This window comes from Ruegeria sp. CL5, assembly GCF_056536485.1.
In genome coordinates, this window is sequence record NZ_JBQFPS010000004.1 from 97484 (window position 1) to 116349 (window position 18866).

Sequence of the window (18866 nt, forward strand, 5' to 3'; positions counted from 1 at the left end):
GAGGGGTCATGGGATTGGCCCTGACCGAACTTACGGTTTCGCATTTTCGGTCTCATAAGCTGGCGCGGTTGTCCTTGGACGGGCGACCAGTGGCGATCCACGGGCCGAACGGGGCCGGCAAGACCAACATTCTGGAAGCAGTCTCGTTATTTTCACCCGGGCGCGGGATGCGACGGGCAAGTGCCGCCGAGATGACGCGGCGGCCCGAGGCATTGGGGTGGAAACTGTCCGGTTTGCTGGAAGCTCAGGGCCAGCGGTATGAAATTGAAACGTGGTCCGAAGGTGGCGCAGCACGTCAGGTTCGGATTGATAACAAGGCGGCCAGTCAGATTGATCTGGGCAAGTTGGCGCGCGTTGTTTGGTTGATCCCCTCGATGGATCGCTTGTGGATTGAGGGTGCCGAGGGTCGGCGGCGGTTTTTGGACCGGATTGCGCTGAGTTTTGATCCGTCTCATGCCGAAGCCTCACTGACCTATGAAAAGGCGATGCGCGAGCGGAACCGATTGCTGAAAGAGCACGTTCGAGACGCCCATTGGTATGCGGCGCTGGAAGGACAGATGGCAGAGACGGGGCACCGTATCCACGCGGCACGAAGGGCGGCTCTGGAGCATTTGCGCGCGGCTCAGGATCAAGCGGAAACGGCGTTTCCTTCGGCAGAGTTGGAACTTGTCCAGACCGAAGGAGCGATGCCTGAAACTACGGAAGATTTGCGCGAAGCGTTGAATGAAAGCCGGTTTCGGGATTTGGCGGCGGGCCGCACGTTAGTTGGGCCGCATCGTTCGGATCTTTTTGGAGTGTTTGCGGCCAAGGGTGTGCGCGCCAAAGACTGTTCCACCGGAGAGCAAAAAGCGCTGTTGGTTTCGCTGATCCTATCGAATGCGCGGGCTTTGGCGGGCATGGTCGGGGCGCCACCGATTGTGCTGTTGGATGAGGTCGCTGCTCATCTGGACGCGGACCGTCGCGCCGCGCTTTACGATGAGATTTGTGCGCTGGGCGCTCAGGCCTGGATGACGGGCACCGGGCCTGAGCTATTTGCGGAATTGGGCGACCGGGCCCAAACATTGATTGTAACCGAGGGCGACGAAGGCTCGGTTGTAACTGCTTAGGCAGGCTCGCTGACTTTGCGCTCCCACAGGAAGCCGCGCATAACCTGGTCGACCGGTGTTTTGGCCATGTGGTTGACGTAGTTCGACATGGTTTTCTGCGCCAGTCCCAGAACCACGTCCAAAACCGCGCGGTGGGAATAGCCTGCTTCGAAGAACGCCTGCAGTTGTTCTTCGGTCGGGTTGCCACGAGTTTCCATCACCTGCAGGGTGAAAGTGCGCAGTGCCTCAAGCTTTTCCGAGGGAAGCGGAGTTTCGTTGCGCAGTGCCTCTGTGATCTCGTCCGAGACTTTCATCATCTTAGCGATTCCAGTGTGGGCCGGCACGCAGTAATGGCATTCGTTTTCTACGTTGATTGTCTGCCAGACAACGGTCTTTTCGTCATTGTCGAAGTTGGTCTGCAGGAACAGACCGTGCAGAACCTGATAGCCTTCTAGGTGTTGTGGGCTTTCGGCCATTACTTTGTGCAGACCGGGCAGGCGCCCGAATGCAGCCTGAGATTTCTCAAGCAGCGGCTTGGATCCTTCTGGGGCGGATTCGAGGTCGTGGGACGGGAAATTGGCCATGTCAAACTCCTGTTTCTGGCGAGATGGGTCGTATTTAGGGTTTCTTGAGCGATCACTCAAGTATATATTTGAGCGAACGTTCAAGTATTGGTGAGACCATGCCCCGCAAGCCCTCATACGACCGAGACGCACTAATCGCGCAGGCTCGTGATGTTTTTTGGCGTCACGGCTGGGCAGGAACGTCGCTGAAAGACCTTGAGCGCGAGCTGAAGCTGAAACCGGGCAGCTTCTACGCGGCGTTCGGGTCGAAAGATACGCTCTACGCCCTAGCGTTAGAGCGGTATGCGCAGGATGGGGTTGCCAGCATGAGGACCTTGGCCGAGGAACTGGGGCCGCTCGGCGCGCTCAAGGCGCAGCCACGTCGCGTAATCGAGGCATCAGAGCTGCCGACCAAAGCCTGCATGTTGGCGAAAACTTTTGCCGAGTTGCAGGCCAAGGATCACGATCTAGCCGCTCAGGCACGTACTCATATGGTTTCGATGAAGACTTGTTTTGCAGACCTGTTTCGCCGCGCGCAGGATGCCGGAGAAATCGCCCCTGATCATGACCCTGACCGCCTTGCCTCGCGCTATCAATCTGATCTTTTAGGGCTGCGATTATCGGCCGAACGCGACGATGTGAACGCAGCAGAGATCGCCGAAGATATTGCAGCAGACCTCGATCGGCTTTGATCTGCAAATAAAGCGGATCAGAACCACAAAATGTTGGGGGATCGCGTGACATTCCCCACCAGAAAACGTATAAGTTACCAAAATAATATAGGTACTAACGGCATGTCCGAAGACGCACAGGCACCCCAGGAATACGGCGCAGATTCCATCAAAGTTCTCAAAGGCTTAGAGGCGGTTCGCAAGCGCCCAGGCATGTATATCGGGGACACGGATGATGGCTCGGGTCTGCACCACATGGTATACGAGGTCGTGGACAACGGAATTGACGAGGCGTTGGCCGGTCATGCCGACCATGTGACCGTGAAAATCCACGCCGATTCCAGCGTTTCAGTCAGCGACAACGGTCGCGGTATTCCGGTCGATATTCACCCCGAAGAAGGCGTTTCGGCTGCCGAGGTCATCATGACCCAGCTGCACGCGGGCGGTAAGTTCGACAGCAACTCGTACAAAGTGTCGGGTGGTCTGCACGGTGTGGGTGTATCGGTGGTGAACGCACTATCCGATTGGCTGGAACTGCGCATCTGGCGCGCTGGCAAGGAGCATGTGGCGCGGTTTGAAGGTGGTGAGACTGCAGAACATTTGAAAGTTGTGGATGAGTGCGGCGATCGCACTGGAACCGAGGTGCGCTTTCTGGCCTCGACCAATACGTTTTCGAATCTCGAGTATTCATTCGAGACGCTGGAAAAACGTCTTCGCGAACTGGCGTTCCTGAATTCGGGCGTGCGGATCATCCTGATCGACGAGCGCCCGGCAGAGCGGTTGGAAACCGAGCTGTTCTATGAAGGCGGTGTCAAAGAGTTCGTTAAGTACCTTGACCGGTCGAAAACTCCGGCCATGCCCGAGCCGATTTACATCAAAGGCGAGCGCGACGATATTGGCGTCGAAATCGCGATGTGGTGGAATGACAGCTATCACGAGACGGTTCTGCCCTTCACCAACAACATCCCGCAGCGTGATGGCGGCACCCATGTGGCGGGCTTCCGGGGCGCGCTAACTCGGACCATCAACAACTATGCCCAGTCCAGCGGCATCGCGAAGAAGGAAAAGGTCAGCTTTACCGGCGATGATGCGCGTGAAGGCCTGACCTGTGTGCTGTCGGTGAAAGTACCTGACCCCAAATTCTCATCCCAGACCAAAGATAAGCTGGTGTCGTCCGAAGTGCGCCCAGCGGTCGAGGGCCTGATGAACGAAAAGCTGTCCGAGTGGTTCGAAGAAAACCCGAACGAGGCAAAGGGCATCGTCGGCAAGATCATCGAGGCCGCTTTAGCCCGTGAGGCCGCCCGTAAGGCGCGCGAACTGACCCGCCGCAAAACGGCGATGGATGTGAATTATCTGGCCGGAAAGTTGAAAGACTGTTCCGAGAAAGACCCATCCAAGACCGAAGTTTTTCTGGTAGAGGGAGACTCGGCTGGTGGTTCTGCTCAGACGGGTAGGGATCGCCTGACGCAGGCGGTGCTGCCCCTGCGCGGTAAAATCCTGAACGTCGAGCGCGCACGATTTGATCGGATGCTGTCGTCCCAGGAGATCGGTAACCTTGTGATGGCGCTAGGCACCGGCATTGGTCGCGATGAGTTCAACATCGAAAAGCTGCGCTACCACAAAATTGTCATTATGACCGATGCGGATGTCGATGGTGCGCACATCCGGACCCTGCTGCTGACGTTCTTCTATCGGCAGATGCCGGAATTGATCGAAGGGGGGTATCTCTACATCGCGCAACCGCCACTCTATAAAGTTTCTCGAGGTAAATCTGAGGTTTACCTGAAGGACCAGGCTGCGCTTGATGAATATCTGGTTAATCAAGGCGTCGAAGGTGCGGTTCTAAAGCTTGGTTCCGGTGAAGAATTAGTTGGCCAGGACCTGACCCGCGTCGTCGATGAAGCGCGTCAACTGAAACGTGTGCTGGATGCGTTCCCAACCCATTACCCACGTCATATCCTTGAGCAAGCCGCCGTCGCCGGTGCTTTTGTGCCAGGTGCGGTGGATGCTGACCTGCAAGGCGTGGCCGACAAGGTTGCGGCCCGTTTGGATCTGATCGCACTGGAATACGAACGCGGCTGGCAAGGCAGGATCACACAAGATCACGGCATCCGCCTGGCCCGTATCCTGCGCGGTGTGGAAGAGGTTCGCACCCTGGACGGCCCCATGCTCCGCTCGGGCGAGGCGCGCAAGACCGGCAGCTTCACCCAAAGCCTGCAAGAGGTTTATAATACTCCGGCGACCCTGATCCGCCGCGATCGGTCCCAAATCATCCACGGCCCGCTGGATTTGCTGCGCGCGATTCTGGAAGAGGGCGAAAAGGGCCTGTCACTGCAACGCTACAAGGGTCTGGGTGAGATGAATCCGGACCAATTGTGGGAAACCACACTCGATCCAGATGCCCGGACACTATTGCAGGTTCGAGTTGACGATATGGTTGAGGCCGATGACCTGTTCACCAAGCTTATGGGCGACGTTGTGGAACCACGCCGAGAATTCATTCAGAAGAATGCGCTAAGCGTCGAGAATCTGGATTTCTGATCTAGTTGTAGGTTTGCCCATAACACTTCGCGCACCCCATAAATTTGCGTAGTTCGCCCATAGTTTTGCGCTGCGCGTTTGTCCGCATTAGCGACGAATTAAATCAGTTTATGGCTTAGTCGTCGCGGTTATGGCCCTTTGCTTTGCTCAATCCCGCAATGGGCCTCCCTAAGGAACCTTGGATTCTCGCGAAGGTCTGCGATGCGCAGAAAGCGGGCTTTGCAAATCTGCAAAGCCCATCCTCAATCGACAGACGGCGTGGTCCGGCTCAATCACCGATTTTATCAACGCCGTGTGATTTCAAAGCGGAATTATATGAATTGATTTTGACGCTCGTTTCTAGGCAATAGGCGCGATACGTTTCGTCAGTATCTACTCAGCGTCTCCAGTATTATGTTCCGCGTATTGACGTCGTTGTGGAAAATCCTGCCGGTGAGAAACTCGGACGGAAACTCAGGCCATGTCCTGCGCATTTCAGCGACGAGCCGTCGTGCTTCTTCTGAATTTCCCAACTGATCATACGCAACGGCTTGGAATAAGAGCGAAGGCGCACTGACTGGCGCTCCGGCAGCTGGCGCTCCCTGAAAGGCTTCAACAACACTTTCGTAGTTCCCGAGCATTAGTTGTGAAACGCCCCAGATGTTTCTCGCACCAAACCTACCAGATCCTGATTTGGGTCTCTCCGGGTTGCTAACCTCGGCAGCAAGTTCCGGGGCGTTAGCCAAGATGGCGGTCATACCTGCAACGTCGAGAATATGGCCATCCTTCGGCGCCAGTTCGACGGACATTCTAGCGTATTTCAATGCCTCGTTTGGCTGGTTTTTGACAGCCAGCACCCAACCATTTGCGCCGTTTGCCCACGCATCAGAGGGGGACAATTCAAGCGCTTTTCCAGACATTTCCGAGGCTTGATTGAAGAGATCATCCCTTTGTGCTTCATCCGGCGACAACACTGCCAGGATAGCCAAGACCTGCGCTGATCCGGCATAGCCGTCGGACAGAGCCGGGTCGAGTTCCCTAGCGTGCTGGAACATTCCCAGCGCTATTTGCTGACGCTTGACATCAAAAACGGGGAAAAACATGCCGCGGGCTTGATCCGCAAGGTTGACCGCCTGGAGTCGTGTCAATGATTGTTCACCAAGCGCCACACGTTCTGCTTGTTCGATGGATCGAGTTGTTGGCACAACCTCCCTGCTATCCTGGCTCATCCAGATGCCAAGCACAGCGACCAATGCAAGAACACCCAGTCCTGCATGCAGCAGTTGCCGCGAACGCCAACGGCCAACTGGATTGTCGCTCTTCAGTTCACTTGATGTGCGGTCTTCGATTGCAGGTTCGAATGAAAACCGCGGCTTGTATCCGCCGGGGTCAACAAAAATGCGAACTCCATTGCCGTCCCAGTGATCTTCGTAGAACTGATGCAAAAGACGACGCAGCCGCCTTGCCTCAACGCGAACCAGGTTTTGACCACCAGTACCATCTATGCGCCGCCCATAGACCTCAACAGCGATAGCTTTGCCTCTAATCTGAGTGCTTCGACCAGATAGAGATTCCTCGACTATATAGGTGAGAAATTGCGTGAGTCGTGGTGAAGCTTGAAACCCGTCGCTTGATACGATTCGACTCAGAGCTTCCCGGATGAGTTCCGGAGAAGGCTGTCCAACATGTTGATTTATTGTTAAATCGTTGGATTTGTTCAATGTCAACTCACCCCCAACTCACGGTGACTCACTTGGCCTTTGCGGTCAACCGCACTCATCTTGATTTGAGAATAGATAGTGGGTGTCGGGACTTTTCCAGTGACGGTCGACCTGATTGAAGAAATTCCAGAACTTTCTGATGTGCTTTCGGGGCGTATCGGAACGGATGCGCTACTCGGCGAAGTCATCGAAGACCTGAAGAAAGCATCTGCGTTTTCGAAAGACGCATCGATCTCGGCCTCAGAGCGCGCCGAATGGGCCCACATCAAATCTGAACTCATCAACGAGCTTCGCCGGATGTTGAAGCGCAACCTTTGAGATACTTCCAACTGAGGACCAATCCATGACCAAGGAAGACAATAGAAAAGACCAGGACGACAAACAGGTTCGGGCATCAGATCAAATTGAAGACCCGTCGCGGCGGAGTGTTCTTAAGGGCTTGGCAACTGGAGCGGCTGCGACAGGGGCAGCTGGGTTTGCGGCTGGAAGTGCCGAGGCCCACGAAGGAGACGGTCCACTTGGAGAAACACTCAAGAACCCATATGGTGGTCGACCCGCAGGCGGCATCTCTTTGCCAGAGTACTTCCGTCCTACGAAGTACATGACTGGTTCAAATGCGAACTATTTTCCGCTTAGTGAGGAGTTGGGGCCAGATGAGATGCGCATCTCATTCTGCGGCTCAACACCATATCCGCCGCGCGAAGATCAGGCGGGTACTTGTATCATGGTGGAGTTGGGGAATGGAAAACGGTTCTTCTTCGACTTTGGGTCCGGTTGTGTCCGCAACATCATTGCGATGCAAGTGCCTGGGCAGTTGATCAACGACATCTTCATCTCTCACCTGCATGTCGACCACTATGCCGACATTCCGTATATTTACCCCTTCCGTGCCTGGTCGGGTGGCTACACGCCACTACGCATCCATGGGCCGTCAGGTCGAACACCCGAGCTTGGCACAGCCGGTATGGTCAAAGGCATGCAACAGATGCTCAAATGGCATCTGGAGGCCTTTGATGTGTTCCCGATTGGGGACGGCTATGAGATCGAGGTCAACGAGTTCGATTTCCGCCAAGAAGGTGGCATCGTTTATGACCAAGAAGGTGTGACTGTTCGGTCCTGGCCGCGCAGTCATGCCAAGGACGGCGCAGTTGGTTATCGGCTCGATTGGAACGGTCTGAGCTTTGTATGGACTGGCGATGGACGCCCGGATGAGCTTTCACGGAAATACGGCGAAGGCGTTGATGTCTTTGTAACCGAAATGTCGGGACAGGATATTGGTCAGTTGATGACTTACAAATACGGTATCCCACAGGATCTCTTTAATTACACTATCGATACGCATCACACCTCCCACTATGCCGTGGGTAAGCTCTTTGCTGACACAAGGCCGCGTTTGGGAATGGTGACACACTATACCCAGGACGAAGACATTGACGCTGAAATGCTGGCTGGTATTCGCGCCCACTACGACGGTCTGTTCCAATGGGGTCTCGATGTAGCCGTTGTGAACGTGACCAAGGATGCAATCTGGTACAGGAAAGCTGCATTGCCCGGAAAATCCGGTACTGTGCCACCATTTCGTGAACTGGCTGCGGCAGCCGAGGCCGGGCGTATTGAGCTTCCGGATGAAATCACATTACCGAATCCGAGGCTCACCCGAGCAGATCAGCAAGACCAGAAGTACCGTGATATGGAGATCGATCCACGCGAATACTACCCAACTGACGTTTTCCGAGCACCCGGCGGGGACTGGCCGCAGGACTTTACCATCAAAGTTTCGGATGTAATCGGCTCGCGTGATGAAGACTGAGAGGAGATCGAACAATGATTGAATTTGGTTCGACTTCTGCGATCCCCGTAACGATCCTTACCGGCTTTCTTGGAGCCGGTAAGACTACACTTTTGAACCGGATCCTAACAGGCAATCACGGGTTGCGGGTTGCGGTTCTTGTAAATGACTTTGGATCCATAAACGTCGATGCAGACTTGGTGGTCGGCCTCGAAGATGACGTCATGAGCCTCGCGAATGGGTGCGTTTGCTGCTCGATACGAGATGACTTGATCGAAACGGTGGAAGCCGTTCTCGCCCGGCCCGAGAAACCGGAATACATCGTCCTTGAAGCAAGTGGAGTGTCGGATCCGTCATCAATTGCGATGACATTTACCGATCAGAAGTTTCGGGACATGATCCGCTTGGACAGCCTTATGTGTCTGGTCGATGCGGAACAGCTTTTTGCTGCGCCGGAACAAATGGAACTGAAGCTGCGTCAAATCGCGTTCTCAGATATGGTTATTTTGAACAAAGTCGATCTTGTCGACAGGGCCGCTGTTCAAAGGGTGCACGATTGGCTCGGGTCTCGCTTCCGTCGCTATCGTTTGGTCGAAGCTGTCAATGCGGACGTCCCACTGGATATACTTCTTTCAGTCGGTCGCTTTGCCGCCGAACAGCTACACACAGAAATACCCGATCATCATGAACATGGCCCCGACTGCGGTTGCCTCCACGCTGATCATTCAGACAGCTTTTCAACAACTATGATGAAAGCTGAACACCCCATAAGCCTATCCTCTCTCCGCAGCGCTATTCGGAAGCTTCCCGGTGATGTCTATCGTCTCAAGGGTTTTGTCTTCAGTGAGGAGGATCCGGATCATCGCATTCTTGTTCAGGTCGTTGGAAAACGTATGGACATCGCACGGGATGGAACATGGGGTGACCGCAAACCCGAAACAAGGCTTGTCGCCATAGGCGCACCGGGGGCCCTCTCCGAGGATGTGCTTTCGGATACGCTTATGGAGACAGTCTGAAAGCCATGTTCGATCAAGTATTTTGGCTATAAGTCAACCGTGCTGGATAATGTCATCCAGTTCGGCGGCGGCGGACTGTGAGTGGGCCATTGACGTCATTGCCAACCTGGCGATCTCAAGTGCAAGCCACCCATGAGAAAACGGCCAGCTAAGAGGAGACCGCCTATGAACCTCAGGTTGCTACGCTGCTCCATACTTGCCGGGATTGGTGCCCTTTCTGGTACTGCGTGGGCAGAGTCCCGGGAAGAAGAACTAGCAAAGCAACTTGCTAACCCCGTGGCCGCTCTCATTAGTGTACCATTCCAGCTGAATTATGATCAGAATTTGGGTGCCGACAGAAATGGTTCGCATTGGATATTAAACGTACAACCGGTTGTTCCCTTTGATCTTACGGATGATTGGAACCTCATATCCCGAACAATTCTTCCAATTGCCTCCATAGATGGTGGCTTGCCGGGTTCTGGATCCGAGACTGGGCTAGGAGATACTGTTCAAAGCTTTTTCCTTTCGCCCAAAAAACCAAGTGCGGGCGGTTGGATCTGGGGGGCTGGCCCCGTTTTTCTGCTGCCAACGTCGACAGATAACAGCTTAGGTCTCGGAGAGTGGGGTGCTGGAGTTACCGGCGTGGCACTCAAACAGCAGGGTCAGTGGACATATGGTGGCTTGACAAATCACATCTGGGACATTGATGGTGATACCGACATCAACCAGACGTTCTTACAGCCGTTTATTTCCTACACAAATTCGAACGCGTGGACGTTCACATTAAACACTGAGTCCACCTACAACTGGGAAACCGATCAATGGTCTGTGCCAATCAACGGTGTTGTCACCAAAGTTACCCAACTCGGGGATCAACTTGTCAGCGTAGGCGGGGGAGTACGCTACTGGGCCGACGGCCCAGATAGTGGACCTGACGGTTGGGGCGTAAGACTTGTAGCTACCTTGCTATTTCCCAAATAGTTGAGCCCTTCCTGAGAGAATACCGCTTACCGGATGCAGGCATTGCGCTGATGAAAGCGAACGGCAGTTTGCTCCGCATCTCGGAGGATGTAGAGCTCGTAATGAAGGTCCGGTTTGAGCTGCGAGCAGTAATTGAAACCCATAGCAGGCATCGCCTAGCCAGTCCCCATGGGTAATGCAGCGTGTCTTTCATCAACCTTATCTACCTGGTCGGATCATCCTGGTAACGCCTAGGAGCTGATATTGCCGTCTAAGCCGGGCGCGCCATGGATTTGCTGCGAGCCCCGAAGTATCTATGTTCAATGGAAAGCTCTCAGCCTGGGCTTTGGGGCAATTTAGGTTGACAATTTATCTGTGAAATCGCCGGATTTCTTGGGTAACAATTTTGGAGGTGGTGAACGCTTGCCGCTCCGGTCTGCGGCTGACACCAAATTAGGAGATACGCAATTTCTATCGACAGTTTTGCGGAAACCGAGATTGGAAAACACCTTGCCGACGCTGCACGTCGTTGCCGCATGGTTTTCTTCACTGGATTACCAGCGTCTGGAAAGTCATTTCTGTTGCGCCAGCATATATCCATTTCGGTCTCGTTGGGACGACGCGTACATATCATGCGGTGGGATACAGGACTCGCGGCGTTTCAGACCGAAAACATACTCGCAAAGTATCCAGATGTTTCAGATGGAACTCATCCGTTGATCCGAAAGGCAGCCGGATTGTGGGGCCGGAGAGCCCTGGCGCGATGGCTCGCAGAGACCACCGATCCCACAGACATGATTGTCGGTGAAGTCCCTATCATCGGAAACAGGTTTTCCGAGTTCATCCAGGCGCAGCCGGATCAGGTTGAACCAGCCTTAGCATCCGAGGAAACCACATTCATCTATCCTGTTCCTACAATGAGCTTGCGTGCCAATCTCGAAGCCATCCGAAGGTCTACGTTTGCGAACCCAAAACACCCTGATGAGGCCAGAGATGCGCCTCCATCGACAATGGAGCTGGCTTGGCGTTTGACGTGTACCAAGGCCGCAGAATTGGGTTTGATCTCAGAAGCGGACAGTCATTCTCCGTACGAGGAGATGATTTATGTGCGGTTTTTTGAGCACCTACTGCAACATCGAAACGCCATCAGAATTGGGGTCGATACGATTTTTTCAAATGCCGGGTCAGCCCATGATCTGGGGGCGAGTATTTTAGAACTCAATGCAAGCTCGGATGAAGTACGGTGTGTAGTCGCAGAGGTAGAGGCTACTTTTACAGTCGAGGAAGCTACCCGAGACGTTGAAAACTGGTATCGGGTGTAGCCTCTTGCAAAAGTTCGCTCTTTGGCGTCTTGGAAACTGCAAGGTCTAAATGTGAATGTCCGATTTGGGCTGCTACTCGACAGACGAATATCTGGCCAATCCGGGCTGGCCATATCCCGAGCCTGACAGAAGGAAAGGAAAGACTTCTTCGGTTGAGAACAGATGGGCCAAGTCCGGAGGCTTACGACTTTGCAACTGGCAAAGATATGGTTGTTAAATAAGCAGCCCAGCGACCACAAATCTGGATCGACTATCCTTGACCCGTTACTTACTCCTGAACCACCAAGTCTTCAAAACGCTTGGCTCCAGCTTCTGGTAATGTTGCGAAACGAATTCCATCAAGGCCAATTTCATCTCGGAGCTTTGCCAGATGTTTTAGGTCATAACCAGAGTCTTGAGGTACGATTAAGAGCGCCTCTGGTACAAGTCTCCTAAGGAGCCAAAGATAGCCAAGTGTGTTTATTGCGAACTGTCTTTCTACTCTCGTCCTGTGCGCGTTTATTTCGACCGCTACTTTGGGCTTCCCATCAACTTCGATGACGTAGTCAGGATACAATGAACCTAGGCTCCTTCCGTCTTTGAGCACCGCGTTATCGGATTCGAACATCTTGGGGCCATATACCCTGAGAAAAGAGAAAACAGTTTGATCAAAAATTTGCGCGCGTTGAGGAGAGGATAGTTTTGAAAGATTTGTATCTGAGTGCTTTTCTGCTCGCTCCTGTCGGAGTCGGTCGAACTCGGCCTTTAGCTCGACTTGTCTCATTTGTCCGCCGAAGACCTGGGGCGCTAGTCTTTCAGCAGTGGTCGGATCCAGTTCTTCTATTTTCATCAAAAACATGACCAGGGTCATACCCAACCAAGCTGGTCTATCTTTTTCTACGTCAGGAAATCTCTTTTTTAACCACTTGTATGCTTCGAGCGGGTTTCTCAGGGTATGAGCACGCTTCCCTCTTAGTTCCGCCACCATATTCAGAACTTCCGAAGATGTGCGAAGGTCATATTTTATTGGGTTTTCGACCGCTTCTGCTAGGGCCTCACCAAAATCTATCCAATTATCTTTTTTTGCCACGTCTTCGAGGCCGTTGCTTTTTCGCATCGGTTAGTTCACCATTATTGTACAACGTCAACAATTAATTGTAAAAGACGACGCTGATATTGTAGGGAATACCCTATGAAAATCGACAGTAGAGCAGAAATCCCTGCGCGCCAAGCTTGGCGAAGAGGGCAAAAAAAGAAGTCCCATTTCTTGTCCGCAAGAAAAGCACAGGGCGTGATCCAGACTGAAAGTGGATTGGAGGCAAGTTTTGCCTTTGGTTGCGACCTGCATCCGAAGGTTAAAGCCGTCAGGCCGCAACCCTGCACTTTCGATCTGAAATCAGGTCGTGTTTATCCAACAAAAGCGGAGCTCATCACCAAGTTCAAAGGAACGGGATACAAGCCAAAACCCTACACTCCTGATTTTGAAGTCATTTGTTTTGATGGTCGGAGGCTCTTCGTGGAAGTGCGGCACTCTAGATTGTTGAAGCACAATGAGAGCACATTGCTACTGCCAAATATCTTTAGAAGCCTCGGTTTAGAGCTTTTGATCCTCACCGATCAATTACTTGCCAGAGATTTGGTGCACAATAGCCAGGCGGGGTGCCTGAGAAACATCATGTAATCTGATTTGGATAGCATGGTGTAACTTGCATCCCAGAATTGATGAAACCAGTGGAAGACCATCATGGTCAGCTATTGAGAGTAACTTTTCTTTGGTGCAGTCGGCGTCACCACTCTACCAAAGCCTCATGTAAATCGTACTGATAGCTCGGTGTCCATCACGCCACCAAAACCAGCTGACCATTCTTCACCCGGAGACACTGGCCATGCGTCTGTCAAAGTACCGGTTGTAACCAGCTCGCCTCCTTGAAGCTGGTCGGCTTCGGAGAGCAGAGACACAAGATGAGCCAGGACTTCAATTGGGCCTCCAAGCGCGTTTTCCCCCTTGCCGGACTCGATAGCCTCGGTGCCCTTGAACAATGTTAGTGGCACTTCGGCCAAGCCGATCAAAACATCATGCGTCGCCGCGATTTTGTCGCCAAGAACAAGGCAGCCGTGCAGTCCTTGTGCTGCGATTGAGTCTTCGAACGAGAATTTCCATTTGGGATAAATCGATTGAACAATTTCAAATCCCGGAGCGACCCACTCCACGCAACCTGCCAACTGCTCATTGTTCATTTCAGCCGTCGGGACATAGCCAAGGCCTAGTACGATTTCTGGTTCAATCCTCGGTTCTGAATACCTTGCCAAGTTTACCGGCTGATCAGTCGAAAACAGCCCATCTGCGTGGACCTCTCCCCAAATGGGTTGATCCACACCATAAACAGGCCAAATCGTGCGGTTCGTGAAGCCGACTTTTCGGCCGACTCTCTTTTTGCCCTGAAGCTCTCGGACGCGACTTGCAATCGAATATGCGTCATCCAGCGTTAGCCGTTCTGCCTCTGAAGACAGTTTAGATATCTGCTGGGCAGAGCTCAGGGCATCAGCGATTTTCTGAGCGTTAGCTTCAATATCTCTTGTCATATTCGCATTATACCTGCCGAAGGCTGGATTGCGATGCAAGCGAGGTCCATCAGGATTGGCTCAAGATTGGACCACTGGTCGCAGGGGTCGACGTAACCGATTTACTTCTGCGGATCACCTGTTCGGCTCTGGTCATGCACGCTAATCGAGACAGGATGCACAGTGTAGAACAAGGTAGGATATTCGCCTCCGGCATCGAGAATGCGCGCTTTATTGGCCTTGAGACAGCAAACAATACGATGCCAGAGTATGATCCTGCCTGGCCTAAAGCCCTAGTGGAAATAGAGCATTTTTTGAATTCAATTTGAGCAGTGTACCCAGCCCAGAATGGGCAGCTAAATACGGAATATAGCAATTCAGAAAAATTGTGACTTCCAACCAGCGGCTACTCAATTGCAGTGCGAAATGTTGAGGTAAGTCGTTTGTTCAAACCGTGATGAGGCTCGGCAGAGGAACCGTAGTGCAACTCCGCCAAGGCAGCGATGTCATTGAAAATGACTACGGAGCCGCCCTCTTCATTCGCATAAACCAGTAGTTTTTGGCAAAAGGCATCCAAACCAATTGCCGGAAAGCCCGCCATTGCCACGCCACCGGGTGCTGGTCCGCCGAACAGCAAGAGAACCGTATCCGGCAGCGCCACCTCCTGTTGGGAAGCTTCGGTCGCAAAATCGATTTCCCCAAACCAGACAGTATCGTCCTGCCCCATTACGGCTGTCCTGAGACGTTCGACTGCCTCTGGTACGCTGAGCTGAGATCGCAGTTCGATGACCCCATAGTCGGCAAACAATTCGCTGGTTGGCGCTGGTGCTGCATCCAAGCCGTTCAGAACTTCGAGCAGCTTGCTCTCAAACGTATTTAACGCTTGGGTGTCATTCAGACCATGCCGCACTTTGAGAAACTGAGAGTCTGTATAGGCGATCTGCGGGCGATCATTCTGATCGAATGAGAGAACGCGAAAAGGAAGGTCCAGACCTGCTCGTACGTTCTCTTCCAGAATGGGCGTGTTTATCTCTGGATCAGAGAAAATGAGTACACGTGATGCTGGCATTTCTACGCCTTCAGCTTTGGCCAAACGCGCGTGATCTATCGATGCGATTGGAGTAGTTCCGGCTTCGACAACGGCAGTCTCAAGCTCTAAAAAGTTTTTGTCCACCGCAGTCTGAACAGATGACGATTGTGCCAGACCGGAGGTCGAAACCGACGCGGTTGTAATCATCGAGAGAACAAAGAAAAACCTCAGCACTTTAACACTTCCTGTTTCATTGTACTTTTCTCAGGGAAACCGCCGCCAGAGCTGCAAAAGCTATCTCGGCCGCAAGAAAAAATAGAAGTACCCCGTTTGGAACTCCATCGATAAGAATGCTTAGCATGCGTCCAACTGCCAGTCCCGACATAAACAAAAAAAGAACCCAAAGCGCCGGTTGTTGTAAATCTGGTTTCGCCACAGCCGCTAACCAAAACAAAGCGTTTGCCAGATAAAGACCCATAATCGCTCGGAACACGTGGGTTTGGTTCGTCCCTTCCACAGGAAATCCCAGCAAAACTGGGATCGAACTGCCGGGCATCAGACCGTATGATAACGCAATTGGCACGAGGCCGACGGCAGCAAGCAAAAGTACCAATCTAGCACTCATGGAGGACTCCTTCTCGTAGAGGTTTCGCTCTTTTGCGAATTTCCCAATCGGTTTTTTGAGGCAACCGATGATCCGAGCCGGATGCCCAAACAGCAATCAGAAAGGCATATTGTATGCCTCATTAACCTTCTGAGAGATGACACCTTCGGTTGATGTCTATTCTTCAACTTAACCTTGGTTGGAAACCAGCTTCCCACTCGGAAGAATTCCTCTAAGGTTTCTAGATGTACCTTTACCAGACTGGCGCTACTGCCGCTTTCGTTTAACCGAAATAATGCATCCAGAGTGTTTTGGATGACGAGCAGGTACATCCCGGGCCATTGCGTCCACGTTTCCGAGGTGCCGCAACGCTCCGTTGTTCAGCAACACGCCTCGCCCAGCATCATACCGGCGCTGTCCAAATCCGCTGGCAACGCATTCCCAGTCTTCCTTGGCCGCCGCGTTGCGGAATCTCGGTAAATCGTGCGGGTCATGTCGTCCAGGTGTTGCTGCGACGTGATCGTGTTTCTTCGCATTTCTTTGGTGGGTTAAATGGTGGGTCACTTGTGTTGTGCCAGGTTGCTGGACAGTACCGGTTGTCGGCCTCGGCTTAGGACGCATGATTGTCACGACGCCTTGTGGATTCGGATGTCCTGGGACTGCCACGTGAGTTGCCGTAGGTTTCGGTGTCAACTGTGGAACCTGACCAGGAACCGCCGTGGGAACCTGATTGGGGGTTGCGGTTGGGACAAGCGGTGGTGTCGCTGTAGTGCCGCTGGGTTGCGGAACGCGGCCGGGCACTGCGACCGGAATCTGGTTTGGTGTTGCAGTCGGGACGAGCGGTGGCACAGCGGTTTGACCCGTGGGTTGAGGTGGGACCTGACCAGGAACTGCGACTGGTATTTGATTTGGTGTTGCGGTGGGCACAAGTGGCGGCACCGCTGTTGGGCCGGTAGGTTGAGGCGGAACCTGGCCAGGGATAGCTATCGGAACTTGACTAGGAGTCGCAGTCGGAACTTGCGGCGGCACCGCGGTGGGACCAGTGGCCAATGGCGGAACCTGATTTGGAACAGCTGTCGGAACCCGGTTTGGTGTCGCGTTTGGTGCCAGAGGCGGAGTTAGGGTCGGCGCTACTACCGGCGTGGGAACCTGACCAGGAACCGCTATCGGTGTCGCAATAGGAACCTGACCGGGAATTGCGTTCGGGACCGCGCCCGGCGCAAGGACTGGAACAGCAACGGACGTGGGCGTTTGCTGCGTTCCCTTAGGCGGCAACTGATTTGCCACCGGCTGAGTTGGGCCAGTAACTTGATTACCTGCCCCTTGCCCACCAGCCTGCCCGCACCCTTGGCTCGACTGGTGTGGGTTCCCTACGCCTCGGCACCACCCGAAATGATTTCCCTGCGCGACGACCTGCGTAGCGGCCAGTTCTGCAAACAAACAAGCTGCTGCAAGCAAAGCAATGCGGTTCCGTTTCATAACATCCTCACCAACTTGTTGTCAGAGCAAGATACGCGCCAGGATCGCCAGATTCGGTCAAAGGGCCGTCTCTCAAAGGGACACCGACATATCCGGACAGGAATAGGTTTCGCTTAAACTCAATGTCCAAACCCAGACCTGTTGAGGCTAGTGTAGCATTATCAACTTCAAAACTCGCAGGGTCGTTGTTCGAGATGTAACCCACGTCGAAAAAGACAAATGGCGTTAAGCGATGAATGCTTTGCGAGCTCGGAAAGTAGGAGTGAGACACTTCGAAAGTCGCGGAAATCCCGGAATCACCGTCCACTTCGTCAAACCGATATCCGCGCAAAGCATAACGATCACCAAGGAAATACTCTTCGACAGATGGCAATCTGTCCGTCGTGTACTGCCCCCATATTTCTGTCCGCCACGCAGTGTTGGGCGATAAGGCTGTTAATGGGCTTTCGTATCCGACGCCGCCTCGAAGATGCCAGAACGAAGAGTCCCCGTCGTCAAAGCTTGCGTCTGTGGTGTCGTTTTCATTATCGCCAAAAGACAGCGTTAACCCTGCTTCCAGAGCTTGTCCTTTTGGATAGTTTTGCCCGTAAAGATATGTAAGGCCAACGACACTCGCGTCACTAGACAATGGAACGCCGCCACTGACTGAGTCCGCTTCGGAAAGGCGATAATCCAGCAGCAGATAGCCATAGCGGGCCACATCTCGGATCACGGGGTAACCCAACGCGACGGTGAAGTTCTCGCCATCAATATCTGTTCTTGCAAAATCACCCGAGAGGTCACGTTTTGCATTTATGTTCCCGTAGAAGATCTCACCATACAGACCATTGCTGTGCAGCGGTGTGCGATAGGTAACAGCGCCCCATAAAGAGTGTTCGTCGTCTTTGTCCCAATTGTAGTTACCTGACCCCTCAAATCGCAGCAAATCCCCGACGGTCAGCATCGAATAAAACTCTTGTACGACATAGAAGCTGAGCGCTTCTCCAAGCTCACGCGGAGGGTTGTCGAGTGTCGCGCTGCCGGCTTGTTTGCGCAGTGGTTCTCCCAACACTCTCAGCCGCGCACCAGCCTGATCCGGGTAGTCAAGTTCGGTCGACAATTCCAAGTCAGGTATGTCCTCGGCCAGCATCACCGCCCGCTCAAATCGTTTTAGCGTCATGGGATATGCGGTTGTGAGAGGGCGAAAAATCCTTTCTAGGGTTTGGAACGTGCGCGTATCTACACCTTCAATTTCGATGGTTTGAATGCGCCCTTCATCAACAATTATGCTCTGCCCATCAGGACCGGGCCAGGCCTCAGCCAAGAAATAACCGTCTTCTCGGTAGATCTGAGTGATCGTTGATGCGACCTCCACCGCTGTGATGCGCCCTGCCCGATTAAAGGCCAACTGACCGGCAAACGTTAACAGCTCATCAGTATCATACACCGTTACGCCGCTGACAGAGTGGTGTGATGCTATGTCCCAAGTTTGTGCAATGCTGTATTTTGGCACTGAAACAATGGCCACAAAAGTGCAAATGATCGCAATTACAACCGAGTTGGTTACGGGCATTTTCTACAACCTTAGCGTGATTGAGCATGTT

17 protein-coding genes are annotated in these 18866 nt (G+C 53.1%); 10 read left to right on the top strand and 7 right to left on the bottom strand.

Annotated elements, in window-relative coordinates; all coding sequences use genetic code 11:
* The first annotated feature begins 8 nt into the window (after positions 1-8).
* Entirely contained in the window at positions 9-1106 is a 1098-nt protein-coding gene (gene recF, locus ACR0IU_RS08405; protein ID WP_480715926.1) for a DNA replication/repair protein RecF, read from the top strand.
* On the opposite strand, the gene ACR0IU_RS08410 is transcribed toward recF, so the two are convergent.
* Positions 1103-1669, bottom strand: coding sequence for a carboxymuconolactone decarboxylase family protein (locus ACR0IU_RS08410; protein WP_480715927.1), 567 nt, complete (start codon positions 1667-1669; stop codon positions 1103-1105). The two genes, recF and ACR0IU_RS08410, sit on opposite strands and share 4 nt — an antisense overlap.
* Before the next feature lie 98 nt (positions 1670-1767).
* On the opposite strand from ACR0IU_RS08410, the gene ACR0IU_RS08415 reads away from it, so the two are divergent.
* Positions 1768-2340: a TetR/AcrR family transcriptional regulator gene (locus ACR0IU_RS08415; RefSeq protein ID WP_480715928.1), complete on the top strand. Its 573-nt coding sequence runs from the start codon at positions 1768-1770 to the stop codon at positions 2338-2340.
* Between the two features lie 102 nt (positions 2341-2442).
* Positions 2443-4860, top strand: coding sequence for a DNA topoisomerase (ATP-hydrolyzing) subunit B (gyrB, locus tag ACR0IU_RS08420; protein ID WP_170473682.1), 2418 nt, complete (start codon positions 2443-2445; stop codon positions 4858-4860).
* A gap of 365 nt (positions 4861-5225) precedes the next feature.
* Here the strand turns inward: gyrB and ACR0IU_RS08425 are convergent, their stop codons facing one another.
* Complete coding sequence (locus ACR0IU_RS08425; protein ID WP_480715929.1) at positions 5226-6560, bottom strand: tetratricopeptide repeat protein; 1335 nt, start codon at positions 6558-6560, stop codon at positions 5226-5228.
* Between the two features lie 99 nt (positions 6561-6659).
* On the opposite strand from ACR0IU_RS08425, the gene ACR0IU_RS08430 reads away from it, so the two are divergent.
* The 6 genes from ACR0IU_RS08430 to ACR0IU_RS08455 all read left to right on the top strand — a co-directional run bounded on the left by ACR0IU_RS08430 (position 6660) and on the right by ACR0IU_RS08455 (position 11850).
* Positions 6660-6878, top strand: coding sequence for a hypothetical protein (locus tag ACR0IU_RS08430; RefSeq protein WP_170346907.1), 219 nt, complete (start codon positions 6660-6662; stop codon positions 6876-6878).
* A 25-nt stretch (positions 6879-6903) separates the two neighbouring features.
* Complete coding sequence (gntH, locus tag ACR0IU_RS08435) at positions 6904-8370, top strand: guanitoxin biosynthesis MBL fold metallo-hydrolase GntH (protein WP_217354401.1); 1467 nt, start codon at positions 6904-6906, stop codon at positions 8368-8370.
* A gap of 14 nt (positions 8371-8384) precedes the next feature.
* Positions 8385-9365 carry a CobW family GTP-binding protein gene (locus tag ACR0IU_RS08440; RefSeq protein WP_480715930.1) on the top strand — a complete coding sequence of 327 codons (981 nt, stop codon included), beginning with the start codon at positions 8385-8387 and terminating at the stop codon, positions 9363-9365.
* A gap of 165 nt (positions 9366-9530) precedes the next feature.
* Entirely contained in the window at positions 9531-10328 is a 798-nt protein-coding gene (locus ACR0IU_RS08445; RefSeq protein WP_170399544.1) for a transporter family protein, read from the top strand.
* A 611-nt stretch (positions 10329-10939) separates the two neighbouring features.
* Positions 10940-11629, top strand: coding sequence for a hypothetical protein (locus tag ACR0IU_RS08450; protein ID WP_480715931.1), 690 nt, complete (start codon positions 10940-10942; stop codon positions 11627-11629).
* 29 nt (positions 11630-11658) lie between these two features.
* The gene (locus tag ACR0IU_RS08455) at positions 11659-11850 is read left to right on the top strand and encodes a DUF3291 domain-containing protein (protein WP_480715932.1); all 192 of its coding nucleotides are present in this window, start codon (positions 11659-11661) and stop codon (positions 11848-11850) included.
* Between the two features lie 47 nt (positions 11851-11897).
* Here ACR0IU_RS08455 and ACR0IU_RS08460 read toward each other — a convergent pair whose 3' ends face one another.
* The gene (locus tag ACR0IU_RS08460; protein ID WP_480715933.1) at positions 11898-12725 is read right to left on the bottom strand and encodes a hypothetical protein; all 828 of its coding nucleotides are present in this window, start codon (positions 12723-12725) and stop codon (positions 11898-11900) included.
* Positions 12726-12800: 75 nt separating this feature from the next.
* Here ACR0IU_RS08460 and ACR0IU_RS08465 point away from each other — a divergent pair, with 75 nt between their 5' ends.
* Complete coding sequence (locus tag ACR0IU_RS08465; protein WP_480715934.1) at positions 12801-13289, top strand: hypothetical protein; 489 nt, start codon at positions 12801-12803, stop codon at positions 13287-13289.
* Between the two features lie 125 nt (positions 13290-13414).
* On the opposite strand, the gene ACR0IU_RS08470 is transcribed toward ACR0IU_RS08465, so the two are convergent.
* From ACR0IU_RS08470 to ACR0IU_RS08485, 4 genes are all read right to left on the bottom strand, one after another.
* Positions 13415-14191 carry a 2-keto-4-pentenoate hydratase gene (locus ACR0IU_RS08470; RefSeq protein WP_480715935.1) on the bottom strand — a complete coding sequence of 259 codons (777 nt, stop codon included), beginning with the start codon at positions 14189-14191 and terminating at the stop codon, positions 13415-13417.
* 385 nt (positions 14192-14576) lie between these two features.
* Positions 14577-15434 (bottom strand): DUF302 domain-containing protein, encoded by an 858-nt coding sequence (locus ACR0IU_RS08475; protein WP_480715936.1) that lies wholly within the window; start codon positions 15432-15434, stop codon positions 14577-14579.
* A 16-nt stretch (positions 15435-15450) separates the two neighbouring features.
* Entirely contained in the window at positions 15451-15825 is a 375-nt protein-coding gene (locus ACR0IU_RS08480; RefSeq protein ID WP_010443491.1) for a DUF4345 domain-containing protein, read from the bottom strand.
* 1465 nt (positions 15826-17290) lie between these two features.
* Positions 17291-18835 (bottom strand): ShlB/FhaC/HecB family hemolysin secretion/activation protein, encoded by a 1545-nt coding sequence (locus tag ACR0IU_RS08485; RefSeq protein ID WP_480715937.1) that lies wholly within the window; start codon positions 18833-18835, stop codon positions 17291-17293.
* Positions 18836-18866 lie beyond the last annotated feature (31 nt).

Excerpts from the sequence above, each read along its gene's own strand:
- recF (WP_480715926.1), top strand. The coding sequence starts at position 9 with ATGGGATTGGCCCTGACCGAACTTACGGTTTCGCATTTTCGGTCTCAT.
- ACR0IU_RS08410 (WP_480715927.1), bottom strand. The coding sequence starts at position 1,669 with ATGGCCAATTTCCCGTCCCACGACCTCGAATCCGCCCCAGAAGGATCC.
- ACR0IU_RS08415 (WP_480715928.1), top strand. The coding sequence starts at position 1,768 with ATGCCCCGCAAGCCCTCATACGACCGAGACGCACTAATCGCGCAGGCT.
- gyrB (WP_170473682.1), top strand. The coding sequence starts at position 2,443 with ATGTCCGAAGACGCACAGGCACCCCAGGAATACGGCGCAGATTCCATC.
- gntH (WP_217354401.1), top strand. The coding sequence starts at position 6,904 with ATGACCAAGGAAGACAATAGAAAAGACCAGGACGACAAACAGGTTCGG.
- ACR0IU_RS08440 (WP_480715930.1), top strand. The coding sequence starts at position 8,385 with ATGATTGAATTTGGTTCGACTTCTGCGATCCCCGTAACGATCCTTACC.
- ACR0IU_RS08445 (WP_170399544.1), top strand. The coding sequence starts at position 9,531 with ATGAACCTCAGGTTGCTACGCTGCTCCATACTTGCCGGGATTGGTGCC.
- ACR0IU_RS08450 (WP_480715931.1), top strand. The coding sequence starts at position 10,940 with ATGCGGTGGGATACAGGACTCGCGGCGTTTCAGACCGAAAACATACTC.
- ACR0IU_RS08460 (WP_480715933.1), bottom strand. The coding sequence starts at position 12,725 with ATGCGAAAAAGCAACGGCCTCGAAGACGTGGCAAAAAAAGATAATTGG.
- ACR0IU_RS08465 (WP_480715934.1), top strand. The coding sequence starts at position 12,801 with ATGAAAATCGACAGTAGAGCAGAAATCCCTGCGCGCCAAGCTTGGCGA.
- ACR0IU_RS08470 (WP_480715935.1), bottom strand. The coding sequence starts at position 14,191 with ATGACAAGAGATATTGAAGCTAACGCTCAGAAAATCGCTGATGCCCTG.
- ACR0IU_RS08480 (WP_010443491.1), bottom strand. The coding sequence starts at position 15,825 with ATGAGTGCTAGATTGGTACTTTTGCTTGCTGCCGTCGGCCTCGTGCCA.
- ACR0IU_RS08485 (WP_480715937.1), bottom strand. The coding sequence starts at position 18,835 with ATGCCCGTAACCAACTCGGTTGTAATTGCGATCATTTGCACTTTTGTG.